A 26,033-nucleotide genomic window follows, 5' to 3' on the forward strand; every position below is an offset into this window, starting at 1 on the left:
GTGGGCCTGCGCTCAGCCGCCGACCTGCTGGTTGTAGCCGGCCACGATGTTGTCCAGCGCCTTGTCGGCCGACTGCTGGCCGTTGATCGCCTTGCCGAGCTCCGTCTTGGTCGGGTCCTCGGTGAGGCTCTTGCCCTTCAGCACCCAGTTCGTCTGCGCGGTGTTGAAGTAGCCGGAGATCGGGTCGTAGAGCGGGATCGACTCGTTGTACAGCTTGAACGCCGCCTGCGCCGCCTCGGACTTGAAGGGGTACTTCGGGCTCAGACCGCTCTCGACGGGCAGGAACCCGGACGCCTCGCACAGCGCCTGGTAGTGGGCCGGCTCGTACAGCCAGGTCAGGAACTTCGTCGCGGCGGCGGCCGCGTCGCCGTTGTTGTTGAAGCCGACCGTCATGCCGCCGCTGTTGACGTCGCTGGCCTGCACCGGTTCGGCGGGAGTCGGGACGCTCGCCCAGTCGAACTTCTTGATGCTCTCCGCGAAGGCGGGCACCTGCCACACGCCGGACCAGTAGGCGACCACGTCACCGCTCTGGAACATGGCCGACGGGTCGGCGCCGCTGGTCCACACCGACTTCGGCATGGTCTTGTCGTCGTTCATCTCGACGAAGCGCTTCACGGCCTTCTTGGTCGCGGCGTCCACCGAGAACTTGCCGGAGGAGTCCGCGTGGACGTACTTCCCGCCGAGCTCGTACACCATGGCGCGGAGCCGGGAGGGCGACTGGTCGAACGTGAGGGAGTACTTGGCGCCGGTCTTCTCCCGGACCTTGTCCGCCGCCTTGACGAATTCGGTCCAGGTCCAGGTCTTCTGGGGCGAGGTCGGGACGGAGACGCCGGCCTTCTTGAACAGCGTCTCGTTGATGAACAGGCCGGACGCGGTGATGTCCGAGGGGATGGACAGCACCTTCCCGGACGAGTCCTTGGCGATGAAGTTCTTGTTGATCTTGTTGCTCTTCTTGTTGGCGATGGAGCCGAGGTCGATCAGCTTGTTCGCCCAGATCGGGTCCAGCTTCGGCACTGCCGCCACGTCGGGCAGGGAGTTCGCCTGCGCGGCGTTGCGCAGCTTCGCGTCGTAGCCGTCGTAGGGGATGTTGACGAGCTTGACCTTGACGCCGGTTTCCTTCTTGTACTGCGCCACCATCTTCTTCCAGCCCGCGTCCTGCCCCGGAACCGTGGAGATCCAGAACGTCAGCGACTTGGAGGTCCCGCCCGAGCCGGATTCCGACCCGCAGGCGGAGAGGAGGAGGGCACCTGCCGTGGCCACGGCAGCGAGGGGAACAACGCGGCGTATGCCGCCGCGGCCGAGCCGGCGAGAGCGCCGCACACCCAGACTGGTCATCTTCAATCCCTTTTCGTCGTAGCGGAAGAAGCACGGCGCCAGCCGAGGCGGCACGGGTGCATTTTGCAGGAAATTTCGCTTTCCGGGGGCACGGCCTCGCCCGGCCGCGTCGCCTTGACGGGTGGGGTCCCCGGCCATGACGGCCGTCGTCGCACAAGCACGCCCTCGTGCGGCTGCCGTACTTCGCGTACGGGCGGGAGGCTCACCCGGAGTCGGCGTCCCGGCCGACTCAGAAAGCGCTTGTCCGGACATTGGCAGACCGATGGCGCAGCCGTCAATGCTTCGCCCGCACAGCTCCGGTCACGGTTTGAATTCCATGGGCGACCGCGAGCCTGCTGGCGCCCGCCACGGTGCCGGTGTCGCCCACCACGCTGCTGACCACCTCGGTGGGCCAGCTCAGCCGGTCCAGCTCGGCCCGCACCCCGGGCAGGAGCTGCGGATCCGCTCCGGTGCCGCCCCCCAGGACGATCAGGCCGGGGTCCAGCACGGCGGCGACGGCGGCGGCGAGCCGGCCCACATCGGCGGCGTGCGCGTCGATCACGGACCGGGCCGTGGCATGCCCCTGCCCGGCCAGGGCGAGGAGCCGTTCGGCGGTGCGCGGGCGGGGGCCGTCGGTGTCCTGCCAGGCCTCGGCCGCCCTGCGCAGCAGCGTGCGTGATCCCATGCGCTGCTCCAGGCCCTCGTGGCGCGGGGCGCGGCTCTCGTCCCAGGGGTAGGGCAGCCGGGCCACCTCACCGGCGGCGCCGTTCGCGCCGCGCAGCACCCGGCCGCCGATGACGACGGCGAGACCGATGCCGACGCCGATGCGCAGGTAGCCGAAGGTCTCGCGGCCGACGGCGGCGCCTTCGTGCAGTTCGGCGAGGGCTGCGCAGTTGACGTTGTTCTCCAGGTGAACGGGGACGCCCTCGGGCAGCGCGACGGCCATGGCGTCGAAGACGGGTCCGGCCTTGGCGGTCGCGGGGCGTTCCCCGGCGCCCTCGCCGTCCCGGGTGGTGACATCGCCGACGGCGACGACGACGGCCCTCAGCGGGGCCCCGGCGGGCAGCGCGTCGAGGACCTCGCGGACGGTGTCTGCGGCCTCCTGTCTGGACCCCGTGCCCTCGGCGAGCAGCGTGCCGTCCAGGGCACAACTGCGCACCCGGGTCTTGGCGGGGCCGAGGTCGACGGCGAGCACGGCCCCGGCGGCCGGGCCGAGCCGGTAGACGGCGGCGCTGCGGCCGGTGCCGCCGGACGCGCGGCCGGAGTGGGCGGCGAGCTCGACGGCCTCGAGTTCGGCCACGGCGGTGGAGACGGTCGGCTTGGAAAGGCCCGCACCGGTCGCCAGCTGGGGGCGGGTGGCCGTTCCCGTCCCGGCCAGTACGTCGAACACCACACGGGCACTCTCACTCAGGTGCATGGTCTCCCCAGGTCGTGCTGCGGCCGAGCAGGGCGGCCGCAAGGGTCGCGCGGCACCGGCGATACGTGCCTCTTGACGCGCACCCTACTTCGTTAGTTAACTTCCTAACGAACTTCACGGTACTCGCCTGCCGTGTTCCGCAGAAGCCCGTCCCGGGGCTTCCCTACCTCTTCAACTGCCGTGGTCCGACGGGCGGTTCGCCTGCCGTCGCCGTGCCGCGCAACGACGAAAGAGGACCCGTGCAGGACTCCACGCCTTACGCGGTCGGTATCGACGTGGGCGGCACCAAGACGCATCTGCGCGCCTTCGCGGGCGGCGAGGACGTCGTCGACCGGGTGCGCGGCAGTTCGGGATGGCGACCGCACGACCCCGGGGCCGCCGCCGACTGGCTGGCCGCTCTGGTCACCGACGCCCTGCCGTCCCACGTACGACCGTCCGCTCTCGCCGTTGGCGCTCACGCCTGCGAGACGCCACGCCAGTGCGCGGGCATCCGGGCCGCCCTTCAGGAGCGGCTCGGGGTGCCCGCGCTCGTCGTGGGCGATGCCGAACTGCTCGTCCCGGCCGCGGGGCTGGACAAGGGCGTCGGTCTGGTCGCCGGTACCGGTTCGGTCGCGGTGGGGCGGCTGCCCGACGGCTCTGCGGTCCAGGTCGGCGGCTGGGGCGCGGTGCTCGGCGACGAGGGCGGTGCGGCCGGCCTCGTCCGTGAGGCCGCGCGGGCCGTCTGGGCCGCGCACGACCGCGGTGAGGAGCCCGACGCGCTGGCGACCGGGCTGGTCGCCGCGTTCGGGGTGGCCGAGGTTCCCGCGCTCGGAGCCGCCCTGGAGTCCGCCACGGACGTCTCCGCCGAGTGGGGCCGCCACTCCCCCGCCGTGTTCGCCGCCGCCGAGGCGGGCTCGCCGCTCGCCCGGGCCGTGATCGCCGACGGCGGCCGGGCGCTCGCCGGGCTCGTCGTACGGCTCGCCGCGCGCGGGGTCGCCGTGGACGACGTGGTGGTGGCGGGCGGCACGGTGCTCGCCCAGCCCGCGCTGTACGAGGCGTTCGCCTCCGCGCTGGCCGAGTCCCTGCCCGGGGCCCGGCCACAGCCGCTGCGGGTGCCGCCGGTCGAAGGCGCGCTGGCCCTGGCCCGTTCCCTTCTGTGAGCCGGGCGGCCGCCGTTCACCTTCCGGACACCGGCCGGTGGCCGACCTCTCTCCGAAGGGTCACGACACGGCCGTAGATCTTCGCTCGTACGCAACAGGTGCCACAGAAGTCCTCAGAGGCACCAGAAGTCGCACACGCCGCATCACCTCCCCGGCCGCACCGGCCGAAGCACCGTCGCGCAACGCCACGACACCTTCTTCGCAGAACTCCAGAGAGGCGCACCCATGCCGTCATCAGCCGGGCACCGCTCCCCCGCCACCGTCGACAGGCGGGGCTTCCTCAAGACCTCCCTCGGTGCCTCGGCGGGCCTGCTCGCCGCACCGACCTTCGTCTCGTGGCTCGGCGCCGCGGACGCGAAGGCCGCCACGGGCTTGGCCGCGTTCGTCGACGACTACAAGTCGAACGTCATAGCGAACCTGACCCCGGAGACCAACGCCGTCGTCCGGGTCCTGGGCGGCATGGCGGAGGTGTGGAAGACCGGCGACGCCTGGAACACCGGCCGGGTCCTGGACCGCGAGGTGCTGCGCGCCAACATGCGCTACTGCGCCCGTCTCACGCAGGCCCGCACCGAGGCCCAGGCCAAGGAGGCCTTCCTCTACGACCGCCAGCACCAGAGCTACGCCATGATCGCCGGTCTCGGTCCGCTCGCCGGGCTCTACAAGGCGGGCGCCAAGGCGGTCACGTCGATCACCAGCGCCCCGGACGGCACGCCCGCCGGGAAGATCAACGACACCCTGCCCGCCGACGCCCCGGCCGGATCCGCCCTCGGGGCGGGCTCGTACGACTCGGACCTCGGCCGGGTGGCCAAGCTGGTCGACACCGTGCGCGGGCCGTTCGCCTCGGGCAACCCGGGCAAGTTCGCCTTCCAGTACCCGCGTCCGTGGCGGATGAACGAGGACAGCGAGGTCGTCGACACCGGGAAGAAGGACGCGCTGGGCTACCCGGTGTACGACTCGGACGTGGTCGTCGCCCCCCAGCTGCTGCGTCAGCGTTCCGAGAACGCGCAGGAGGACGGCGGCTTCCCCAGCGGCCACACCAACGCCTTCCACCTGGCCGCCCTGGCCTACGCCTACGCGGTGCCCGAGCGGTTCCAGGAACTGGTCACGCGGGCGTTCGAGCTCAGCCACACCCGGATCATGGCGGGCATGCACTCCACCGTCGACGTCATCGGCGGCCGGATCATGGCCACCGCCCTGACCGCCGCGACCCTGGCCGACCCGGCGAACGCGGAGCTCAAGGCCGCGGCCCGCGCCCAGGCCCTCGCCTACTTCACACAGCGGACCGGCACGACGGCGGACACGCTGTACGACTACGCCCACCCGGGCGCCGGGGACGCCTACGCCGACCGCGAGGCCAACGCCCGCGCGGTCGGGCCGAAGTTGACGTACGTGCTGCCGCGCCGCGGCCGCAAGGACCCGCTCACCGTGCCGAAGGGCGCGGAGGTGCTGCTGGAGACGCGGCTGCCGTACCTGACCGCGGCCCAGCGGCGCGAGGTGCTGCGGACGACCGCGCTGCCCTCCGGCTATGTCCTGCTGGACGGCTTCGAGCAGTGGGGCCGGCTGAACCTGTTCGCCGCGGCGGACGGTTACGGCGCCTTCGACCGGGACGTCTCCGTGACGCTGGACGCGGCGGCCGGAGGCTTCCACGCGGCCGACAGCTGGCGCAACGACATCGAGGGCGACGGCGGTCTGACCAAGCGCGGCACCGGCACGCTCACGCTGACGGGCCACAACCGCTACCACGGCGGGACCGTCCTGGAGGCCGGCACGCTGGTCGCCGCGTCGCCGGGCGCCCTGGGCGAAGGCGACGTCCGGGTCACGGGCGGCACACTGCGCGCGAACAAGGTGCTGCGGGTGCGCGGCTCGTACGTCCAGGAGTGCGAGTCGACGCTGGAGCTGCTGCTGCGCCGGAACCACGGCCCGGCCCTCACGGTGGACCGGCGGGTTCTGCTGGGCCGGGGCAGCGTGCTGTCGCTGCGGCTCGACGCAGAGCGGCCGCCGGTCGCGGGGACGACCGTTCCGGTCCTGTCCGCCGCGCAGCTGCGCGGCCGGTTCGACCGTGTCGAACTGGACTCGAAGACGCTGCGAGCCGTGCCCGTCCACACGGCTGACGGTCTGTCGGTGCGACTCGTGAGGCGGTAGCGCTTTCCACGGCGGGGGCTGATGCAGAGTGGGCCCATGAGGGACCTCCGGATCGCTCCCGCCGTTCCCCGGCCCGTGTCGCTCTCGCCCCCGGCACGGGCGGACGACGCGCGTCGGCCGGGCAGACGGTGGCCGGTGCCGCTCCTCGTGGCCGTGCTGCTCGCCCACATGGCCTTCGCGATGGTCACGACCGCCGTGCAGCAGACCCCGACGATCGACGAACCGGTGTACGTGGGCGCGGCCGCGGAGTACGTGCACGAGCACCGGCTGCGGCACAACCCCGAGCATCCGCCGCTCGGCAAGCTGGTCATCGGTGCGGGGGTCGCCCTCGCGGATCCGCACGTCGACCCGGCCTTCACCGGGGACCAGGGGCGGTTGGGCCGGCATCTGCTGTACGAGTCGGGCAACGATCCCTGGCGGCTGATGCTCGGGGCCCGCCTTCCGGTGATCGCGCTGACCCTGTCGTTCGGGCTGGTGGTGTTCGCCTTCGCCCGTGAACTGGCCGGGCCCGTCGCGGGGTTGGCCGCGCTCGCGCTGTACTGCTTCTCCCCGGACGTCATCGCCCACGGTTCGCTCGCCACGCTCGATGTGCCGGCCGCCGGCTTCGTGCTGACCTCGGCGTGGCTGCTGTGGCGGGCGCGCCGGAGACCGCGGCGCTACGTGCCGCTCGCGGGGCTGGCGCTCGGCGCCGCGCTGGCGACGAAGATGAGTACGTTGCCCGCTGTGCCGGTGCTGGCGGTGCTGGCCGCGGTGTCCGTATGGCGGGCGTCCGCGGGAGGCCGGCGCCTCCTGCGTGCGGTGGCCGGCGCCGGCGTGGTGGCCCTGGCCGCGGTCGCGGTCGTGTGGGTCACGTATCTGATGGTCGATCCGCGGCTGCGCTGGACTCCGGAACAGCATGTGCCCGTGGTGCACGGCCTGCGGGGGCTGCTGGTGGGGCTCCTGCCCTTCCCGGAGGCCTACCGGGACGGGATGCGGGTGCAGTTCGGGCTGGAGAACCGGCCCTGGCAGGGCTTTCTGTTCGGGCGGCTGTACGACGGCTCGCTCTGGTACTACCTGCCGGCCGCGCTGCTGGTGAAGACCCCGCTGGGGATGCTCACGCTGTGGGCCGGGGGCGCGGCGGCCGTTGTCGCGGTCCGGCGGCTGCGGCCCACCGCGCCGTATGTGCTGGCCGCTCCCGTGGTGCTGCTGGCGGCGGCCACGCAGGGGGCGCGGGACCTCGGGACCCGGTACGCCGTGTACCTTCCGCTGTTCCTCGCGGTGGCGGCGGGGTGCCTGCTCGTGGCGCGGCGACGGTGGGTGTCCGTGGGGGTGGCCCTGTTGGCGGCGTTCGCCGCCGTGAGTTCGGTGCGGGCGTTTCCCTACTATCTGCCGTACTCCAACGAGGCGTTCGGGGGGCCGGCCAGGACCCGGGAGTGGTTGCACGACTCGAACGTGGACTGGGGCCAGGATCTCGGGCGGCTCTCGGACCGGCTGCGCGAGCGGTACCGGGGTGAGCGGGTGTGGCTCGTGTACAAGGGCAGTGGGGTGCCGGCCTACTACGGCATCGAGGCCGCGGATCCCCGACGGGTGCCGGTCGACGAGGTCCGGGGCCTGCTGGCCGTGTCGGACTCGGCGGCCGCGAAGGCCACGGGGCGGCTGGCCGAGTTGATCGGCAGCAGCCGCCCCGTCGATGACGTCGGGCACTCGATCACGCTGTATCGCCGTTGAGTGCTGTGACGCGCCTGCGTCAGTGCGTGGCGTAGAAGAACCCGTCCGCGCTCACGTTCTGCATGACCCGGCCGGCCACCCGGTAGCGGCCGTTGGGCACGTCGGGGCACCTCGCCACGTGGACCGCCAGCGGGCCGGCGAATTCGTAGCCGCGGCGTTCCGCGTGGCGGGACAGGCTGTCGGTGAGGGCCTGTCCCACATCGGTGCCGGTGCGGGTCAGGTGGTCGTGTACGTCGTCGGGCAGTTCCACGTCGTAGGCGTTGGGGACCATGACGCGGCCCTCACGGCACACGACGGCGTTGTCGTCGCACTCGCGCCGCAGGGCGTCGAGGACCTCGACCGGTTCCTTGTCGAGGAGCCGCGCCCACAGCGCGTCCCAACGGTTCTCCAGGGTCTGTTCCAGCGCACTCAGCGCGCCCATGCCGTCTCACCTGCCGGAAGCGTCGTCGGTTCGGTTGGGGTGCCGGGGAGGGGATGCCCTACCGGTCGTCGTAGTCGTCGGGGCGCACCTCGGCCTCCTCCAGGGCCTCGCGCATCGTGCGGCCGGTCGCGCCCGGCGGGCGGGTGCGGTTCTCGTCCTGGTGATCCAGCAGTACGTCCGTGGTCTCCGTCTTGGGCCGGTTCTCCTCGGGGACGGTCATGGCGCTCCTCTCTGCATCGTGTGTGGCGGCGGGTTCCCGCCCGGCGTACGGGTATCCCAGGTCCGGGCAGCTCATGCTGCCCGAAGAAGCCCTGGTCACCACGGTGCGTGAGCTATGTTGAACGTCCGTGGGAGACGAAGGAGGCGCACCGGTGCCATCGCCGCAGCAGGCACGCGCACAGGCATCCGCGATCACCTCGGGGAAGGCCGCCCCCGAAGCGGAGGTCTCCCCGTCCGCCCAGCTCAGGTCGCTTTTCGACCGGCCCCGGCTGTCCCCGGGGCAGCGGCGCATCGCGCAGTACCTGATCGAGCACATCACCGAGGCGGCGTTCCTGTCGATCACGGATCTCGCGGACCGGGTCGGCGTCAGCCAGCCCTCCGTGACGCGGTTCGCCTCGGCGGTCGGCTTCAGCGGTTACCCGGCACTGCGGGAGAAGCTCCAGTCGATCGCGCTGGGCACCCTGGCCGTCGGCCCGGCCGAGGAGAACCAGGGCAACGAACTGCAGGCGGCGGTCGACGCCGAGATCGAGAACCTGGAGAACCTGCGGCGGGACCTGGCCGACCCGAACGTGGTCATCGACGTCGGCCGCAAGCTCTCCTCGTCCGCTCCGCTGACCGTCCTCGGGCTGCGCATCTCCGTCTCGCTCGCCGAGTACTTCGCCTACGCCGCCCGCCGGATCCATCCGGACGTACGGCTCGTGACACGGGGTGGCAGCGTCGCCTACGACGCGCTGCTGCAGTCGCGTGAGGCGGGCGGTACGTGGGTGCTGGCGTTCTCCATGCCCCGGCACGCCCAGGAGACCCTGACCGCGGTGCGGGTCGCGCGCGGCGCCGGGCTCAAGGTCGCCCTGATCACCGACCTGGCACTCGGGCCGCTGGCGGACGAGGCCGACGTCGTCTTCGCCATCGGGACCGGGTCGCGACTGGTCTTCGACTCCTACGCGGCCCCGGGCGTGATGTGCTCGGCGCTGCTGCAGGCCATGACGGACGCGGATCCGGAGCGGACGCAGGCGCGGCTGGAGGAGTACGAGCAGGTCGCCGACCAGCACCAGTTCTTCCTCAGGGACTGAGCGGCACTCGGCGGACCTCACATGGGGAGCATCCGCAACAAAGCGCGCATGAATGTTTTCATGCTCCTTGCAAACCGGATGGCATATATAAATACTGCTCACGGATCGCGACCCGGCTGTTCCGGATCCGTTCCGCACCCGTGGAGCCGGGTCCTACCCACTCCGGGTCCCGGGTGTCCGTGGCGGCCCCGGCCATCCCCTAGGCCGGGGCCGCCCCGACCCGTCGTCCACCCTCACGACGCCGCACACCCGGAAGCGATGACCATGCACCTGACGACCACGCGCATCAGCCCGGACTGGCCCTGCCAGGTCAAGACCCCCGGGAGCTACGACTGGGAGCGCTCGGCGGCCAAGTGGCTGCGCGAGCTGGTCCCCACGCGCTACGCCGGATACCCCGTGTTCATCCGCCATCCCGTCCTCCTCGCCCGGCACGCCCAGATCCAGGTCCAGAACGAGATCCGGGTCGCTCGCACCGCCCTCCAGACCGCCCGCGCCGACCTGCCCGGACTCGGCCTGCACGAGGGGGTCATCGAGCACACGATCAAGCTGTACGCGGCCGAGGTCATGCAGCTCCAGCACATCGCCCGCAGCGTCCGGGCGGTCACCCAGGCCCTGGTCGAGGCGAACCGCCAGCCGTGAACCGGAGGGCATGACCCGCGCCGCGCGTGGCACACGTGGAGGAATGAGCACCACCGAAGCCCGGCGCGGCGAGCCGGTTACCACGGTCCTGACCTGGCAGGTGCGTCCCGGCCGGGAGCGGCGGTTCGAGGAGTGGACGCACGGCATCACCCGCTGCGCCAGACAGTTCCCCGGCAACGAGGGCGTCTCCTGGCTGACACCCGAGGACGGCCACCGCTACCACGCGGTGCTGCGCTGGTCCGATCAGCACCGGCTCGCCGCCTGGCTGGAATCCGAGGAGCGCGCGCACTGGCACCGGCGGATCGAGGACATCGCCGCCGAGGTCAGCAGCGAACGCCAGTCGACGACCGGGATGGAGACCTGGTTCAGCCTGCCGGGCACCACCGTGCAGGCCCCGCCCCGGTGGAAGATGGTCCTCACGACCTTCCTCGGCGCCTACCCCTTCACCCTGCTCATCCAGTGGCTGGTGGCGCCCCACACCACCGGCTGGCCGCTGCCGCTGCGGGCCGCCGTCTTCCCACTGGTACTGCTGCCGGTGCTGACGTATCTCGTGATGCCGCGGCTGAGCCGGCTGCTGCGGCAGTGGCTGTATCGGCACGACGGCGACTGAGCCGGCCCCCGCGGGGCTGACATGACCGACGGGACGCCTGGGGCGAGCGAGCAGTCCGCGCGCACAGGGCGGTCTTCGAATCGGGCCAGGTGTGCAATGCTCAACGCGTGACGAGCGAGCCCGTGACGCCGGCGCAGCCCGGTGCCGCACCGGACCTGGTCGAACTGGCCAAGATCGTCGCCCGGCAGCGCGCCGAGATGGACCGGCTGCGCGACCAGGCGGCCACCTCTGCTGTCATGGAGCGCGCCAAGGGCGCGGTGATGGCGCTGACCGGTTGTTCCGCCGACGCGGCGGGCGAGCAACTGCTCCAGCGGGCCAAAGCCGCCCGTCACACCCTGCTGGAGGAGTGCTGGATCACCCTGGGCCGTCTCGCGCCCACGCCACCCGGCCCGGGCCGGGCGAGCGAGTCCGCCGGCACCGGGGCTTTCGACTCCGAAGCGGACGCCCTGGAGCAGTCGGACACCCCGGACGACGTCACCGCCGCTCTGGCCCGTCTCGGCCGGACCCTCGTTCGGGTGATGACACCCCACGACCTCGCCCGGTGTCTGCTGGAGCATCTCGGCCCCGACATGTCGGCGGACGCGGTCCTGATCTACGCCCGCAGGTCCGACGGCGGCCTCGATCTGATCGGGCACGCGGGCATCGACGACGACCTGGCGGCCCAGTGGTGCCAGGTGCCGCCGCTGAGCGGGATGGCGGCGCTGGACGCGCTGCGGGCGGGCGAGCCGCGCTGGCTGGAGGACTTCGCCGCGGACGAGCGGCAGTACCTGCTCATCGGTGACCCTCCCGATAGGTGGCGCTCGCGTGCCTGGCTGCCGGTGCTCGCCGCGGGCTCGGCCGAGGTCTGCATCGGCGTGCTGCGTGGCCGTGCCGGGGTGTTCACTCCGCGCGACCGCGCCCATCTGCGGGGCGTCACCGGGCTGTGCGCCGGCCGGCTGCGCGCCTTCGACACCCCGCCCGAGCGGGACGGCGACGCCGCCACGGACGCGGTGCAGGCACTGTTCGAGGCGCTGCCGGTCGCGGCGATGCTGCTCACGCCGCTACGGGCCGCGACGGGCGAGACCGAGGACTTCCGGGTGGAGGCCGCCACCGCACAGGTGGGTGACCTGCTGGGCCGGACCGGTGAGAATCCGGCCGGGCGGCGACTGCTGGAGCTGCGGCCGGCCCTGGCGGCCGAGCCGCTGTGGCGGGGCTGTCTGCAGGTACTGGCCACCGGGAATGCCTACGAGGGCGAGCCGTTCGCGCACGAGGAGGTCGTGGCGGGCGTCGCCGAGCTGTTCGTGTACACGGCACGGGTGGCGCCGCTGGGCGACGCCCTCGTCGTCTCGTGGATCCGGCACGGCTCCTCCGACCGGCAGGAGCAGCGGCTGGCGGACCTGCAGCGGCTCGGCAATCTCGGCTGGGCGAACTGGAACCTGGCCACGCGGGAGGCCTCCTGGTCGACCCAGGTGTTCTCCCTCGTCGGCCGGGACCCGGCGCACGGCCCGCTGCGCCTGTCCGAGGTGCCGGAGCTCGCACTGCCCGAGGACACGCCCGCACTGACACGCGCCGTCGATGAACTCGTCCACGAGGGGCGGCCGTTCGACATGCCGTTCCGGATCCGGACGAGCGGCGGCATCCGGCATCTGCGCCTGGTGGCCGAGTCGGTGGCCGACCGGCACGGCACGCCCGTCGAGGTGCACGGCTTCATGCAGGACATGACCGCCCGGCGGCAGGCGGAGCTCGCGCTGGTCGAGAGCGAGCGGGCGATCCTGACGCAGCACGACGTGCTCCAGGCGGAGCGGACCCTGGCCACCCGGCTCCAGCACGCGCTGCTGCCGATGGCCAACCGGCCCGTGCACCTGGCCGGGCTGCGCGTCGAGGTCGCCTACCTGCCGGCCCAGTCGGGTGTGCACGTCGGCGGTGACTGGTTCAGTGCCATCGAACTGCCCGACGGTGACGCACTGCTGGTGGTCGGCGATGTCGCCGGGCACGGGGTCGACGCCGTGGCCACCATGGCCCAGCTCCGCTTCACCGCGAAGGGCATGGTCATCACGGGCTCGTCCCTGACCGGCGCACTCGCCCGGCTGAACACGCTGCTGCTGCACTCGCGCGACTCCCACGCGACCGCCACGATGGTGCTGGCCCGCTACAGCCCCCGTCACCGGCGCCTGGTCTGGGCACAGGCGGGGCATCCCCCGCCGCTGCTGCTGCGTGACGGCGAGGCGCGGTATCTGCGCCGCCCCGGCGGCATGCTGCTCGGGGCGACCCCCACGCCGGTCTACCAGGAGGCGGAGTGCCGCCTCGACCCGGGCGACCGGCTCATCCTGTACACCGACGGCCTGGTCGAGCACCCTCCGGACAGCATCGACCGGGGTCTGGAGCAGCTCGCCGAGGCGGTGGCGGCCCCGCACGGCGACGGGCCCGGGTCGCTCGGGCCGCTGCTCGCGCGGATGCTGCCGGACGAGCGGCGGGACGACGTGTGCGTCGTGGACGTCCGGGTGCCCGGGGTGCGGGAACGGTAGGGACCGCGCCCGCCTCACGAGTCCCCGCGGTGGCGCCAGTACCACCACAGGCCCACGAGCAGGGCCAGCAGGAACAGGGTGGGGAGCACCAGGCCGGGGATGCGGGAGCCGTTCATGGGCGTGGCCTTCGGTTCGCGGCGGTTCGGGCGCCTCGTGCGTCGCCCGGGCCCAGGGTGACGCCGGGTGGTCCCGCCGTTCCGCTGCTTTCCCCAGCCCTTGCCCGGCGTTCGATATACAGGGAGCGGCGTCAGTCGACCGGGTGACCCGGATCGATGGTGACGGCGTCGGAGAGGCGCAGCAACGGTCCGTCGTGCGCCTCGTGTCCGCCCCACTCGACCGGGTCGAGGACGAAGCCGATGTGGTCGCCGCCGCCCGCGCGCGTCACGATCCGGCCGACGAACCAGGCCGGCGCGTCCTCCAGGACGAGGGCCCCGCCGTACGCCTCCCGCAGGCGGACGTCCTGGAACTTGTCCGTCCGGTCGCCGGTGTGCCCGCCGAACAGCTCGGCGAGACCGCGCTGTTCGCGGCCGAGCAGGTGCACGGCGAGGACCTCTGCGTTCCGGGCCACCCGGAAGGTGTGGTTGAGCTCGGACAGCCACACCACGAACCGCACGGGCCGCAGCGAGCACTGCGAGGCGAACCCGACCAGGCAGCCCGCCCGTTCACCGCCCGCGGCGGCCGTGACCACGTACATGTCGGGGTTCAGCCGGTCGATGAACTCGTCCATGCCGGCCATGGTCACACATCAGCTCGAGCCCGCCGGGGTGCGGGACTCCAGCGCGGCCCGGGTGTCGTTGCCGTAGACGCCGGTCTCGTCGCCGCGGATGCCGTACCAGAGCTGGAAGCGGGCGACCGCCGCGGTGAGGGTGGGGTCGTAGCGGCCGCTGGTGGAGCCGTCCCGGTAGACGTCCGGGATGCGCAGGAGGCGTTGCTGGAGTTCGGTCACCTCGGGGCCGGTGGCGCCCTCGCGCAGCGTGCCGGCGCCGTCGGGGTCCACGGGAGCGGTGGTGGGCGGGGTGGGTGTGGGGTCAGGGGTGGAGGCGGCGGACCGGGGCGGCGCGGGCGCGGGCGCCGCGGTGTCTTCCTTGTGCTCGCCGCGGAGCAGGAGCGCACCGCCGAAGCCGATCACCGCGGCCGCGAGGACGGCCACCGCGACGGCGGCGCGGCGCAGCCCGGCTCCCGGGGGTACGGCGTCCGTACGCCGACGGGTCTCGCGGGCGACGGGCGGGATTTCCTGTGTCAGGGCCTCGGAGCCGGCCGGCCGCCCCGGCAGCGTGACGGACTCGTAGCCGCCGGGTTCGCGGCCGGTCTCCTGCTGGAACTCCCGCATCAGTTCCGCGAGTGCGTCGGTGCGGCGGGGCCGCAGGACGCGGATGGGTTCGAGGGCCGGGCCGTCGTGCGGCGGCCGGGGCTCGGACGGTGTCGACACGCTGCTCTCCTTCGTCCGGGCCCGGGCGCCCGTCTTCGAGGATCGTCCTGCCGCTAGATACGCGGCTGCCGCGCCCGGGGTTCAGAGACCGATCACGCCCGACGTGCAGAGCACTCAGTACCTCCCATCGAGTGCACTGAGTGCCATGAGTGGCGTGCCGGGTGCTACGTTCGCGCTCATGAGCTCCGAGAAAGCCGAGGCCGTCGCCGGGAAGCCGCCCATGCGGGACGCCTTGGTGGCGGCGGCCTTCCAGCTGTTCCTCGAGCGGGGGTACGAGCAGACCACCGTCGACGACATCGTGGCGCTCGCCGGTGTCGGACGGCGCTCGTTCTTCCGCTACTTCCCCTCCAAGGAGGACGTGGTCTTCCCCGACCACGAGCGCTGTCTGGCGGACATGACGGCCTTCCTGGCGGACGGCTCCGACGACGAACCCGTGGGGCGGGTCTGCGACGCGGCCCGGCTCGTACTGCGCATGTACGCCGAGAACCCGACGTTCTCCGTGCAGCGCTACCGCCTCACCAAGCAGGTGCCGGGGCTGCGTGCCTACGAGCTGTCGGTCGTGTGGCGCTACGAGCGGGCTCTCGCCGAGTACCTGCGCCGGCGCTTCGCGGTCCGCCGCGACGGCACTCTGCAGGCCGACGTGATCGCGGCGGCGGTGGTCGCGGCGCACAACAACGCGCTGCGCTCCTGGCTGCGTTCCGACGGGCAGGGCGAGGCGAGCACCGCGGTTGACCACGCGCTGGCCTACGTGCAGTCGGCGTTCGGGGGCACACCGGTACCACCGGCCGTGGCGCAGCCGGAGGACGTGGTGGTCGTGGTGTCGCGGCGCGGGGCACCGCTGTGGCGGGTCGTGCAGGAGATCGAGGCGACGCTGGGGCGGGGCTGAGGCTCCGTACATTGAGGGTACGGAGTGCCTTTACGAGTGGCACTGAGTGCCATACTCTGTGCTGCGTGCACGGTGGCACGGCGAACCGCGCACACGTGTGCGCGGGTGATCGCGTGCGCGGATTCCGGCCGAGTGCAGGGAGTTGACCAGCGTGTACCACTCAGGAAGCGTCACTCAGCAGGCCGCCGGCTCCGCGATGGGTCTGCTCGACCCGAGGGGCCAGGACTCGGAGGCCATCCTCTTCCAGCGCTGCACCTGGTGCGGCACCTCCATGTACCACCGGCTGCTGTGTCCGGTCTGCCGGGGCAGCGAGCTGCGCACGGAGCGCGCCGAGGGCACGGGCACGGTGCGGCACTCCACCGTCGTGCACCGCAACACCCCCGCGGCGCGCAACGTCTCCCTGATCGAGATGTCCGAGGGCTTCGTGGTGCGCGGCCGGGTGATGGGCCCGCCGATCGGCATCCACAGCGGGGACCGGGTGCGGCTGTCCACGGCCAAGGACCCGGTACGGGGCGAGCCGGTCTTCCAGCTGCTGGACGAGCCGTACCGGGCCTGGAGCTGACCTTCCCTCAGCCGGCGATCAACTCGTCGGTGCGCACCGGCCGTCCCGTCTCGAAGCTCCGGTTGGCCGCCAGTCCGACCGCCAGGGCCAGTGCCCCGTCGCGTTCGGTGGCCGTCGGACGGGTGGCGGCGGTGTCCGCCGGGCGGTCGGGGCCGACGGGGCCGAACAGCGCGTCGAGCATGCGCGGATCACCGCCGCCGTGGGCCTCGTGGGCGACCGCGAGCGGCACGTCCACCGGAGGTTGCCACAGCGGGCGCAGGGTCAGGCGGGCGCCGCCCGGGTGCTCGGCCGCCGCGTCCCCGTGCACCGCGCCGGCCGCCGAGGCGACCCGGGTCGGCGGCGGCTGCCAGCGGCTCTCCTCCACCTCCAGCTCCAGCCGGCCCGCGCTGCCGTTGAACATCACCCGGTAGCCCTCCCACGGGGAGTAGGCGGTCAGGTGGTACGTCATGGTCGCGCCGCGCGCGTAGCGCACGAGGACGGACATGTCGTCCTCGATGGTGACCGGCCCGTCGAAGACATTGCGGTCCCGCAGGTAGCCGTCGTCGCGTTCGGCGTCGAGGTAGAGGGCGCGCAGGGTGTCGTCGGCCGCGAGGTCCAGGGCGAAGGGGTCGTCGGCGGCCCGTTCGGCGCCGTGGGCGCGGTCGTAGTCCCGGCGCAGTCCGTGCCGCTCCCCCGCCTCGCGGCCGTAGAAGCCGAGCCGCCCGTACCCGAAGGCCTCCCGGGGCTCGTCGGCGAGCCACCAGTTCACCAGGTCGAAGTGGTGCGAGGACTTGTGCACCATCAGGCCGCCGCTGTGGCGCTTCTCGCGGTGCCAACGGCGGAAATAGTCGGCGCCGTGCCGCACGTCGAGCAGCCACTCGAAGTGGACCGACAGCACCTCGCCGATCGCGCCGTCGGCGAGCAGGGCGCGGACCTGCTCGTGCACGGGGTTGAAGCGGTAGTTGAAGGCGACGGTCAGGGAGTTGCCGGTCTCGCGGACGGTGCCGAGGATGCGGGCGCAGCGCCCGGCGTCGACGGTCATCGGCTTCTCGGTGACGACCCGGCAGCCCGCCTCGAGGGCCGGGACGATGTAGCGGTCGTGCTCGGCGTCGACGGTGGTGACGACGACCTCGTCGATGCCCTCCTCGGCGAGCAGGTCGGTGAAGCGGTCGGGCTCCCACGTGGTGGCGGCCGGGGCGCCGGTCTCGGTCAGCAGCCGGTTGTGGAAGGCCATCCGGGTCGGGCTGGGGTCGCACAGCGCGGCCACGACGTGGCCGGGGCGTTCGGCGAGGCCGCGGGTGAACAGCTGGGCCCGGTGGCCGGTGCCGACGACGGCTGCGCGCAGGACGGGAGTTCGGCTCATGGCAGGTGCCCTTTCCCGTGGACCGGGCGTCCACTCCCCTGCGACCGAAAGCGCTTGCTGGATGTCAGAGGGTGATGCGGATGCCCACGGTGCCGTCCAGGCCCCGGCGCAGTCGGCTGCCGAGCAGGGTCAGCCGGCCCGTCACGCCGTACTTGCGGGCGATCAGTTTCCGGTAGCGGGCGGTGGTGGCCGGGTCGCAGATCTCCGCCGTCGCGGGCACCTGGTCGCCGGTGGGGTTGCCGCGCAGGTCGCAGGGGCCGACCAGCACGTCGGCGCGGTTGCGGATCCGCTTCACCTTCCAGGAGTCGGCGGGCGTCCACGCGCCGAGCGCGTCCCCGTCGCGTACCACCCAGACCGGGGTGGCGACCGGCGTACCGTTCCTGCGGTAGCTGGTGATCAGCAGGTACTTGCCCGCGCCGAGTTCGTCCAGGGCCCTGTCGTCCATGGCGGGCAGTGTACGAGCGTGCCCCCGGGGTCAGTGCAGCGCCGCCGCCATTCTGCGCACCGCCTCCGTGAGCACCTCCTTCGAGGTCGCCAGGTTGAGGCGGACGTGGCCGGAGCCGCCGGTGCCGAAGGGGAGCCCGGAGTTGAGGGCGACGCGGCCGCGGTGCAGGAAGACGTCGGCCGGGTCGTCGCCGAGCCCGAGGGCGCGGCAGTCGAGCCAGGCCAGGTAGGTGGCGTCGCCCGGCCGGTAGCGGATCGCGGGCAGGTGCTCGGCCAGCAGGTCCGCGAGCAGCCGCCGGTTGCCGTCGAGGCCGGCCAGCAGGGCGTCCAGCCAGGCGACGCCGTCGCGCAGGGCGGCGGTGTGGGCGATGACGGCGACGTGGCTCGGGCCGTGCCCGACCTCCTCGGGCATCCGCTCCAGGTCGGCGGCGGCCCCGGGCCCGGCGACCGCGAGGGCGGCCTTGAGCCCGGCCAGGTTCCACCCCTTGGACGCCGACATCAGCGACAGGCCGCGCTCGGCGCCCGGCACGCTCAGATACGGCACGAAGCCGGCGCCGTCGAGCACGAGCGGGGCGTGGATCTCGTCGGCGACGACACGCACGCCGTACCGCTCGGCGAGCCCCGCGACGGCGGACAGTTCCTCGGCCGTGTGCGCGGTGCCGGTCGGGTTCTGGGGGTTGCACAACAGGTAGGCGGCCCGCCGTCGGTCCGCCACGGCCTGCCGAAAGGTTTCCTCCAGGACAGCGAGGTCGATGCGCCCGTCCGCTCCGAGCGGGGCCTCGGCGACCCGCCGGTCCATGTGCTCCACGAACGGATAGAACGGCGGGTACACGGGCGGGTTCACGACCACCGTGTCGCCGGGGCCGGTGACCAGTTTGAGCATCTCGACGACACCCAGCATGACGTCGGGCACGATCGCGGCGCGCTCCACGGCGAGCCCGTCCCATCCCCACCGCTTCCCGGCGAAGGCGGCCAGGGCCTCCGCGTAGGCGGTGCCGGCCGGGTAGCCGGTGTCACCGAGGTGGAGCGCGTCGGTGACGGCGCGCACGACGGGCTCGGCGAGCGGCACGTCCATCTCGGCCACCCACAGCGGCAGTACGTCCTCCGGGTAGGCGCGCCACTTCATGCTGGTGCGCTGCCGGAGGCGGTCGAGGGTGAGGACTTGCAGGGGATTCGGTTCACCGGACGTCTCGTGCGGGATCCTGGTCATGGGCACACGATAGGGGGCTGTGCGGTGACCGGGAATCTTGTGGACCGGGATCGGGGCGGGGCCGCGGGCGCGTTCCTGGAGATCGCCTGCGACGAGTCGGGGTCGGACGGTGAGAACCTCACCGGCGGGAACACGGACGTGTTCGCCCACGCCGGCGTCTCACTGTCCGTGGCGTCGGCCGCGGCGGCGGTGGGAGAGATCCGGGACCGGATCCGCTCTCCGGCCGAGGAGTACAAGGCGAACCATCTGCTGCGGGAGAAGCACCGCGCGGTGCTGGAGTGGCTGCTCGCGCCGCAGGGGCCGATCGACGGGCAGGCGCGGGTGCACCTCATGGAGAAGACGTTCTTCGTGGTGGACCGGACCCTCGGCCTGCTGCTGGGCGACGCGGCCGAGGCAACGGCCCTGTTCCGCGCGGGGCGTCCGGCCTTCGGGGAGGACGGCTGGCGGGCGTTCCTGGAGGCGGCCAACCAGTTGCTGCGGGTCCGTCACGACGGGGACCCGGTGGACGCCTTCTACGGCACGGTCGACGCCCTGCGCCGCGCACACCCTCGGACGGACGCGGCGAGGATCCTGGAGCGGCTCGCCGCGACCCGGCCCCGCGCGGTCTCCTACCGGGACGGTTTCCTGGCCGGGCCGCCCCTGATCCCGCCGCTCAACCCGCTGCTCCCGGCGATCGTGCGGACGGCCGCGCTGTGGAGTCGTGACGGGCGGCCGGTCCACCTGGTGCACGACCGGCAGAACATGCTGACGCCAGACCGCATCGCGTGGATCGAGAGTACGGCCCGGCGGGCCGGGATCGGCCTGGCCGGGCTGCGGCTGGTCGTCGCGCGCGACGACGCGCGGGTGCAGGTGGCGGACTTCCTCGCCGGGATCGCCCGCAAGATCGCCTCCGACGAGCTGAACGGCCGCGGGGACCCCGCGCTCACCGCTCTGCTGCGGCCCTACGTCGATCCGGACTCGGTGTGGGGCGACGCGCGCAGCGGGGCCCTGCTCGCGGCCCCGCTCGCCGGATGACGCCGAAGAGATCCCCGGTGCGCTGAACGCGGCGCGACTGCGACCCGTATGGATGAAGGGCACTCAACTCAAGGAGGGCCCCGCGGTGTTCGCACCGTGATGTTCGGGTTCGGGAGCCATGCATGAGGCACGCACGACGACGGGTCGTCCGGCGAGTGACACGGCTGGCGGCCGTCGGCGGACTCCTCCTCGGAGGAGCGATGGTCACCAACGCCGTGGCGAGCGAGCCCCCGACCCCGACCATCGGTGTCCCGTTCACGGCGCCGCCTGCGACCGGGGAGGGCACCGACCTCGTGTCCCGGCTGGGGAACTCCCGCACGGCGGGCAGCTGGCTCGACTCGGCCGGGCGGCCGGTCGTCGCGGTCACCGACGAGAAGGCGGCCGCCGAGGTGAAGCGCGCCGGCGCGCAGGCGAAGATGGTCAGCCACAGCATGAGCGACCTCAAGTCGGCGGCGGCGACGTTGCGTTCGGCACCCAGAGTCGCCGGGACCTCTTGGGCCCTGGACTACAAGAGCAACCAGGTGGTGGTACGGGGCGACACCACCGTCTCCGCCTCCGACTGGTCCCGGATGACCGAGGTCGCCGAACGCATCGGCTCCTTCGTGCGCATGGAGCGCACCGAGGGCACGTTCACGACACGGGTCAACGGCGCGCAGCCCATCCTGTCCACCGCCGGGCGCTGTTCGGCGGGGTTCAACGTGACCGACGGGAAGAGCGACTACATCCTCACGGCCGGGCACTGCGGGCCCGACGGTTCCATCTGGTTCGCCGACGACCGGGGCCGGGACCAGGTCGGCACATCGCTCAGGGGGAGCTTTCCCGGCGACGACTACTCCCTGGTGAAGTACGACGGCGGCCGTGCGGGCAAGGGCGCGGACGTCGTGGCGGTCGGTGACGGCAAGGGAGTGCGGATCACGGGCGTCGCCGATGCGGAGGTCGGGCAGAAGATCTTCCGCAGCGGCAGCACCAGCGGACTGCGCGAGGGAGAGGTGACCGCGCTCAACGCGACGGTCAACTACCCCGAGGGCACGGTCACCGGCCTCATCGAGACGAACGTGTGCGCCGAACCGGGCGACAGCGGCGGCCCGATGTTCGCCGACGGCGTCGCGCTCGGCTTGACGTCGGGCGGCAGCGGGGACTGCAGGGCGGGCGGTACGACGTTCTTCCAGCCGGTGACGAAGGCGCTGACCGAGCTGGGGGTCAAGCTGATCGTGGCCAAGTCGGCCGGCGGCACGGGGGCCGCCCCCGCGCCGTCGGCCTCGCAGGGCGCCGCCTCACCGGGTTCGTCGGCGCCGATCACGGGCACGGACGTGTCGACGCTGCTGAGCCGCCTCACCGACCCGCGCAATGTCGGCCCCGGCATGCTCGTCATCGCGGGCAGCCTCGTCGCCCTGGTGGCGACCCGGTGGATCCGCGCGGAGCAGGACCGCAAGGCGTACCGGCAGTACTACTCGGCCACTTGGGGATGATGCCGCCGGTGGCCGACCGTCGTGGGGCCGGCCCGTCAGCCCAGCGTGAGCAGCACGGTCGCGATCCCGGCCCCCAGCAGCCCCACCGCCTGACGGCGGCTGATCCGCTCGTGCAGCAGGACGAGGCCGAGCACCACGGGGAGGGCCGGGTAGAGGGAGGCCAGGACGACGGCGACGGCCAGCAACTGCCGCTGCGCGGCGAGCAGATACAGCACGAGGCCGAGGGCCGCCCCGGCCCCGATGAGGACGGCCTGGACGCACCGGACCGGCGGCAGCTTCAGGCGGCGGGCGTGACGTGCGGCGTCCGGCAGCAGGACGAGGACCGCGGCTGCCCGGCCCGCGGCGACGGGCCACAGCCCGCTTCCGGACCCGGCCTGGCCGAGGGCGAGGTACTGCACGGCGACGCCCAGGCTGGCGATCAGTCCGTCCGCCGTTCCCCTGCCCGCACCGCCCTTGCCGCCGGCGACGAACCACAGCGCGGGCACCGTGACGGCGATGCCCAGCCAGGCGACGGCGCCCGGACGGTCGCCGAGGACGAGGACCCCGCACAGCACCGACAGCGCGACCCCGGTGACGGCGCTCACGGGCACCACGACACTCATGTCGCCCCGGCTCAGCCCGCGGTTCAGGAACCACATGGCCGTGCCGCTGCCGACACCGGACAGCGCGCCCCACAGCAGGTCGGCGCGGTGGACGGGGTCGGCGGACAGGAGGAGCGCGGCGGCGCAGGCGAGCAGCAGTCCGCCCAGCTGGCCGAGGAAGGTGACGGCGGTGTGATGTGCACGCCGGGAGAGCAGACCGCCGGTGAAGTCGACGATGCCGTAGACGACGGCCGAGGAAAGTGCGAGAAGGGCACCCATCGGATCAGGGGTGCCCCTCGACGAGGGTCCGATGCGTCAGCGGGCCGGGACGAAGGTCAGGCCGCGGGCGCCGACTGCGGGGCCGCGGAGGCCCACTCAAGGACGAGCCGCTGGTATTCCTCGCGCTGCTCGACGCTCAGTGTCCCGCCCGACCGGCGCCACAACGCGCGGATCTCCTCGTTGACCTCGTCAGCCGATCGCTCGGATGAGGTTTCAACAGTGGTGGACATGCTGTGAAGCATACGTCGCCGGACGTGAAGACGATGTGAGTAATCGCGAACTAAACGGTCATTCCGGACAGTGTTGCTGATCACGTCCATCTCCCGGTAAACGTGAGGCTGTTCACATCAGCCACCTGCGAGTACCTTTCGCCACCCGGACGTTCACCGCGGTTCACGCTTCGGCCGATCCCAGCACCAGCACCTTGATGGCCAACACGGCCGCGCCACGGGCCCAGTCGTGGAAGTCGGACACCTTCGTCTCCAGGCCGACCGGTGCGGCCAGCGGGTGCCGGTGCTCGCGGACCGTCTCCTCGACCGTCTTCCCGGCCACGTCCATCAGCCCGACCCCCTCCCCCGCGAGCAGGATCTTCTGCGGCATCACGAAGTTGGAGATCTGCGCGACGAGCGTGCCCAGGGCACGCGCGGCCTCCTCGACGACCCGGGCGGGCATCGGGTCCCCCGCGGCGGCCAGGGCGAGGATCTCCTCATAGGTGAGGTCACTGCCGGTGGCGGCCCGGATCTGGTAGCGGATGCTGGGGATGGTCAGCAGCGAGACGGCACTGCCGCGCCTGCCGTCCGGGGTGAGCGGCCCGTTGCGGTCGACGATCCAGTGTCGCCCGAACCCGCGGTCCTCCTCCGCGAAGGGCACCCGCTTGCCGCCGAGGACGAGCCCGTAACCGAGCCCGGCGCCGATGGTGAGGACGACGAAGCGCTCCAGGCCGCGTCCGGCGCCGAACCACGTCTCGGCCTCCACCAGGGCGGCGACGTCGTTCTCGACGACCACCGGCAGCCCGGTTCGCTCCTCGACCAGGTCGGCCAGGGGGACGTCCCGCCACAGCAGGAAGGGGGACTCGCCCACCACGGCACGGTCCTGGACGAAGCCGCCGACCCCGATGCCGATCCCGGCGAAGCGGGGGTGCCCCTCGGCCATCTCGGCGGTCATCTCGGCCAGCACGTCGGCGACTTCGGCGGGGTCGTGGGTGGTGAGCGTCCGGTCGTGGCGGGCGACGATATGGCTTCGGAGGGTGGTGACGACGCCGTAGACCGTGTCCTCCGTGATTTTGAAGCCGAGGAAGAAGTCCGAGTCGGCGACGACGTCCAGCGGCTGGGAGGGGCGGCCCTGGCGCGTCTCCGCAGGCGCTCCCGCCTCGGGCACCTCGACCAGCAGGCCCGATTCGATCAGCGGCTTGGTCAGCCGGGTGAGACTGCCGGCCGACAGGCCCAGCCTGCGGGCGAGTTCGGTGCGCGACAGCGGGCCGTGGACGAGCACTTCGATCGCCACGGAGCGCTCCCCCGGGCTCAGCGGCAGCCAGCCGGCGGTGCCTTCGTTCATGAAGGTCCGACTCCCCTCACCCTTTTTTTCGCACTGAAACCAACATGACCACTCTAAGTCGATGACGGTTCTTGGGAAAAGATGTTTGCAGGCCCCTTGACGCAGCAATTGTTTCGCACCAAAAGTAAGTCTCGCCAGAGGACGAGCCGCCGCAGCGAGGGAGTCTCCCGATGACCATCGCCTCCAGCAGTCCTCCTTCGCGTCTGCCCGCGGGCGGCGCGGAGGAGGCCCGCAGCAGGACCGGAACGCGACGGGGGGTGTCCGGCGAGGACCGGGGGGACGGGCGGCTGGCCGCGCTCTTCATCGCGCCGGCCCTGCTCGGCTTCCTGGTCTTCCTGCTGTGGCCGACGCTCCGGGGCATCTACCTGAGCTTCACCCGCTTCAACCTGCTGACGCCGGCGGAGTGGGTGGGCCTGGACAACTACGTCCGCATGGCCAACGACCCCATCTTCTGGGACTCCCTGTGGGTCACCGTCGAGTACGTCGTCATCAACATCGGCGTCCAGACGGTCGCGGCGCTCGCCACCGCCGTCCTGCTCCAGCGGCTGACCCGGTCGGCGATGCTGCGCGGCATCGTGCTGACCCCGTATCTGATGTCGAACGTCGTCGCCGGTCTCGTCTGGCTCTGGATCCTCGACACCCAGCTCGGTATCGGCAACGAGATCATCAGCGGCCTCGGCGTGGACCGTATCCCGTTCCTCGCCGACGAGACCTGGGCGATCCCGACGATCGCGCTCATCAACGTGTGGCGGCACGTGGGTTACACCGCCCTGCTGCTGTTCGCCGGTCTGCAGGCCATCCCCAACGACATGTACGAGGCGGCCCGGGTGGACGGCGCGAGCGAGTGGCGGATGTTCTGGCGGATCACCCTGCCGCTGCTGCGGCCGGTGCTCGCGGTCGTGCTGATCATGACGGTGATCGGGTCGTTCCAGGTGTTCGACACCGTCGCCGTGACCACCGCGGGCGGTCCGGCGAACGCGACCAACGTCCTGCAGTACTACATCTACGGCTCGGCCTTCGGACGCTTCCAGTTCGGCTACGCCTCGGCCATGTCCGTCGCCCTGCTGGTCGTGCTGAGCGCGATCACCATCCTCCAGTACCGGCTCACCCGGGCCGGCCGGACCGACCTCGGCTGACGGAAGGGAGACACCGCCATGGCTGCCGTGACGACAACGACGCCGACGACCCTGCGGCCGGTCCGGCGCAGGTTCCCCTTCGGGCGGGCCGCCGCCTGGACCGTGATGGGGCTGATCGTCCTCATCACCCTGCTGCCGTTCTACTGGATCCTGCGCACCGCGCTCTCCACCAACGCGGGCCTGAACGCCGACCCCACCAACCCCTTGCCGGTGGACCTCACCACCAGCGGCTTCGAACGGGCCCTGGGGATGCAGTCGGCCGAGGAGGCCGTCAAACAGGGAGGAGCCGGCGGCGGGCTCGACTTCTGGCGCTATCTGCTCAACTCGGTGCTGGTGTCGACCCTGATCACCGGATGCCAGATCTTCTTCTCCGCGATGGCCGCGTACGCCTTCTCGCGGCTGCGCTGGAGGGGCCGGGACAAGATGTTCGGGCTGTTCCTGGCCGGGATGATGGTGCCGGCCATCTTCACGCTCCTGCCGAACTTCGTGCTGATCAAGCAACTGCACCTGATCGACACGCTCCTGGGTATCGCGCTGCCCACCATGTTCATGACGCCGTTCGCGGTGTTCTTCCTGCGGCAGTTCTTCATGAACATCCCGAAAGAGGTCGAGGAGGCCGCGCTGCTCGACGGCGCCGGGAAGATCAAGATCTTCTTCCGGGTGGTCCTGCCGATGGCGTCCACGCCGATCATCACGCTGGCCGTGCTGACGTACATCACCTCCTGGAACGACTACTTCTGGCCGCTGATGGTCTCCTACAGCGACAGCTCGCGCGTGCTGACCGTGGCGCTGGCGGTCTTCCGGGCGCAGACCCCGCAGACCGGCGTCGACTGGTCCGGGCTCATGGCCGCGACGCTGATCGCCGCGCTGCCGATGCTGGTGCTGTTCGCCTGCTTCGCCCGCCGCATCGTCAGCTCCATCGGCTTCACCGGGATCAAGTAAGGG

Annotated in this window: 25 protein-coding genes; 13 read left to right on the forward strand and 12 right to left on the reverse strand. The window is 72.1% G+C overall.

The window, feature by feature from the left end; translation table 11 throughout:
• Positions 1-12 precede the first annotated feature (12 nt).
• Both AB0G20_RS38775 and AB0G20_RS38780 read right to left on the reverse strand, forming a co-directional pair.
• A complete protein-coding gene (locus AB0G20_RS38775) occupies positions 13-1,335 on the reverse strand; it encodes an extracellular solute-binding protein (protein WP_361311401.1) in 1,323 nt (440 codons plus the stop codon).
• 274 nt (positions 1,336-1,609) lie between these two features.
• Positions 1,610-2,731 (reverse strand): ROK family protein, encoded by a 1,122-nt coding sequence (locus AB0G20_RS38780; protein ID WP_361311404.1) that lies wholly within the window; start codon positions 2,729-2,731, stop codon positions 1,610-1,612.
• 239 nt (positions 2,732-2,970) lie between these two features.
• On the opposite strand from AB0G20_RS38780, the gene AB0G20_RS38785 reads away from it, so the two are divergent.
• The 3 genes from AB0G20_RS38785 (at position 2,971) to AB0G20_RS38795 (ending at position 7,719) form a co-directional block, all read left to right on the forward strand.
• Positions 2,971-3,870 (forward strand): BadF/BadG/BcrA/BcrD ATPase family protein, encoded by a 900-nt coding sequence (locus tag AB0G20_RS38785; protein ID WP_361311406.1) that lies wholly within the window; start codon positions 2,971-2,973, stop codon positions 3,868-3,870.
• A gap of 225 nt (positions 3,871-4,095) precedes the next feature.
• On the forward strand, positions 4,096-6,012 hold the full coding sequence (locus tag AB0G20_RS38790; protein ID WP_361311408.1) for a phosphatase PAP2 family protein: 1,917 nt from the start codon (positions 4,096-4,098) through the stop codon (positions 6,010-6,012).
• A gap of 36 nt (positions 6,013-6,048) precedes the next feature.
• Positions 6,049-7,719, forward strand: a complete 1,671-nt coding sequence (locus AB0G20_RS38795) for a phospholipid carrier-dependent glycosyltransferase (RefSeq protein WP_361311410.1) — start codon at positions 6,049-6,051, stop codon at positions 7,717-7,719.
• A 19-nt stretch (positions 7,720-7,738) separates the two neighbouring features.
• Here the strand turns inward: AB0G20_RS38795 and AB0G20_RS38800 are convergent, their stop codons facing one another.
• Together AB0G20_RS38800 and AB0G20_RS38805 are read right to left on the reverse strand one after the other, a co-directional pair.
• Positions 7,739-8,140, reverse strand: coding sequence for a DUF3662 domain-containing protein (locus AB0G20_RS38800; protein WP_361311412.1), 402 nt, complete (start codon positions 8,138-8,140; stop codon positions 7,739-7,741).
• Between the two features lie 58 nt (positions 8,141-8,198).
• Positions 8,199-8,360: a hypothetical protein gene (locus tag AB0G20_RS38805; protein WP_361311413.1), complete on the reverse strand. Its 162-nt coding sequence runs from the start codon at positions 8,358-8,360 to the stop codon at positions 8,199-8,201.
• A gap of 151 nt (positions 8,361-8,511) precedes the next feature.
• Between AB0G20_RS38805 and AB0G20_RS38810 the strand changes: the two genes are divergently transcribed.
• The 4 genes from AB0G20_RS38810 (at position 8,512) to AB0G20_RS38825 (ending at position 13,182) form a co-directional block, all read left to right on the forward strand.
• Positions 8,512-9,429, forward strand: coding sequence for a MurR/RpiR family transcriptional regulator (locus AB0G20_RS38810; RefSeq protein WP_361311415.1), 918 nt, complete (start codon positions 8,512-8,514; stop codon positions 9,427-9,429).
• Positions 9,430-9,687: 258 nt separating this feature from the next.
• Positions 9,688-10,068: a hypothetical protein gene (locus AB0G20_RS38815; protein ID WP_361311417.1), complete on the forward strand. Its 381-nt coding sequence runs from the start codon at positions 9,688-9,690 to the stop codon at positions 10,066-10,068.
• Between the two features lie 43 nt (positions 10,069-10,111).
• Positions 10,112-10,678 (forward strand): antibiotic biosynthesis monooxygenase, encoded by a 567-nt coding sequence (locus tag AB0G20_RS38820; protein WP_361311420.1) that lies wholly within the window; start codon positions 10,112-10,114, stop codon positions 10,676-10,678.
• A gap of 107 nt (positions 10,679-10,785) precedes the next feature.
• Entirely contained in the window at positions 10,786-13,182 is a 2,397-nt protein-coding gene (locus tag AB0G20_RS38825) for a SpoIIE family protein phosphatase (RefSeq protein ID WP_361311424.1), read from the forward strand.
• 247 nt (positions 13,183-13,429) lie between these two features.
• Here AB0G20_RS38825 and AB0G20_RS38830 read toward each other — a convergent pair whose 3' ends face one another.
• On the reverse strand, positions 13,430-13,918 hold the full coding sequence (locus AB0G20_RS38830) for a flavin reductase family protein (protein ID WP_361311427.1): 489 nt from the start codon (positions 13,916-13,918) through the stop codon (positions 13,430-13,432).
• Between the two features lie 9 nt (positions 13,919-13,927).
• Complete coding sequence (locus tag AB0G20_RS38835; RefSeq protein WP_361311430.1) at positions 13,928-14,611, reverse strand: peptidoglycan-binding domain-containing protein; 684 nt, start codon at positions 14,609-14,611, stop codon at positions 13,928-13,930.
• Between the two features lie 220 nt (positions 14,612-14,831).
• Here AB0G20_RS38835 and AB0G20_RS38840 point away from each other — a divergent pair, with 220 nt between their 5' ends.
• Positions 14,832-15,497 carry a TetR family transcriptional regulator gene (locus AB0G20_RS38840; protein WP_361311503.1) on the forward strand — a complete coding sequence of 222 codons (666 nt, stop codon included), beginning with the start codon at positions 14,832-14,834 and terminating at the stop codon, positions 15,495-15,497.
• Positions 15,498-15,648: 151 nt separating this feature from the next.
• Positions 15,649-16,059 (forward strand): zinc ribbon domain-containing protein, encoded by a 411-nt coding sequence (locus AB0G20_RS38845; protein WP_361311432.1) that lies wholly within the window; start codon positions 15,649-15,651, stop codon positions 16,057-16,059.
• Positions 16,060-16,066: 7 nt separating this feature from the next.
• Here AB0G20_RS38845 and AB0G20_RS38850 read toward each other — a convergent pair whose 3' ends face one another.
• The 3 genes from AB0G20_RS38850 to AB0G20_RS38860 all read right to left on the reverse strand — a co-directional run bounded on the left by AB0G20_RS38850 (position 16,067) and on the right by AB0G20_RS38860 (position 19,055).
• A complete protein-coding gene (locus AB0G20_RS38850) occupies positions 16,067-17,401 on the reverse strand; it encodes a Gfo/Idh/MocA family oxidoreductase (protein WP_361311434.1) in 1,335 nt (444 codons plus the stop codon).
• A 64-nt stretch (positions 17,402-17,465) separates the two neighbouring features.
• A complete protein-coding gene (locus AB0G20_RS38855) occupies positions 17,466-17,846 on the reverse strand; it encodes a PPOX class F420-dependent oxidoreductase (protein WP_361311436.1) in 381 nt (126 codons plus the stop codon).
• 30 nt (positions 17,847-17,876) lie between these two features.
• The gene (locus AB0G20_RS38860) at positions 17,877-19,055 is read right to left on the reverse strand and encodes an aminotransferase class I/II-fold pyridoxal phosphate-dependent enzyme (protein ID WP_361311439.1); all 1,179 of its coding nucleotides are present in this window, start codon (positions 19,053-19,055) and stop codon (positions 17,877-17,879) included.
• Between the two features lie 24 nt (positions 19,056-19,079).
• On the opposite strand from AB0G20_RS38860, the gene AB0G20_RS38865 reads away from it, so the two are divergent.
• Both AB0G20_RS38865 and AB0G20_RS38870 read left to right on the forward strand, forming a co-directional pair.
• Positions 19,080-20,069: a hypothetical protein gene (locus tag AB0G20_RS38865; RefSeq protein WP_361311442.1), complete on the forward strand. Its 990-nt coding sequence runs from the start codon at positions 19,080-19,082 to the stop codon at positions 20,067-20,069.
• Between the two features lie 122 nt (positions 20,070-20,191).
• A complete protein-coding gene (locus tag AB0G20_RS38870) occupies positions 20,192-21,538 on the forward strand; it encodes a S1 family peptidase (RefSeq protein WP_361311444.1) in 1,347 nt (448 codons plus the stop codon).
• A 35-nt stretch (positions 21,539-21,573) separates the two neighbouring features.
• On the opposite strand, the gene AB0G20_RS38875 is transcribed toward AB0G20_RS38870, so the two are convergent.
• The 3 genes from AB0G20_RS38875 to AB0G20_RS38885 all read right to left on the reverse strand — a co-directional run bounded on the left by AB0G20_RS38875 (position 21,574) and on the right by AB0G20_RS38885 (position 23,952).
• On the reverse strand, positions 21,574-22,398 hold the full coding sequence (locus AB0G20_RS38875; protein ID WP_361311447.1) for an EamA family transporter: 825 nt from the start codon (positions 22,396-22,398) through the stop codon (positions 21,574-21,576).
• Between the two features lie 56 nt (positions 22,399-22,454).
• Positions 22,455-22,640: a hypothetical protein gene (locus AB0G20_RS38880; RefSeq protein WP_033312444.1), complete on the reverse strand. Its 186-nt coding sequence runs from the start codon at positions 22,638-22,640 to the stop codon at positions 22,455-22,457.
• 151 nt (positions 22,641-22,791) lie between these two features.
• Entirely contained in the window at positions 22,792-23,952 is a 1,161-nt protein-coding gene (locus AB0G20_RS38885; protein WP_361311450.1) for an ROK family transcriptional regulator, read from the reverse strand.
• A gap of 170 nt (positions 23,953-24,122) precedes the next feature.
• Here AB0G20_RS38885 and AB0G20_RS38890 point away from each other — a divergent pair, with 170 nt between their 5' ends.
• Positions 24,123-25,088, forward strand: coding sequence for a sugar ABC transporter permease (locus AB0G20_RS38890; RefSeq protein ID WP_361311453.1), 966 nt, complete (start codon positions 24,123-24,125; stop codon positions 25,086-25,088).
• Between the two features lie 18 nt (positions 25,089-25,106).
• Positions 25,107-26,030, forward strand: a complete 924-nt coding sequence (locus AB0G20_RS38895; protein ID WP_361311456.1) for a carbohydrate ABC transporter permease — start codon at positions 25,107-25,109, stop codon at positions 26,028-26,030.
• The last annotated feature ends 3 nt before the right edge of the window (positions 26,031-26,033 follow it).

The organism is Streptomyces sp. NPDC024017, assembly GCF_040638895.1.
Lineage (GTDB): Bacteria > Actinomycetota > Actinomycetes > Streptomycetales > Streptomycetaceae > Streptomyces.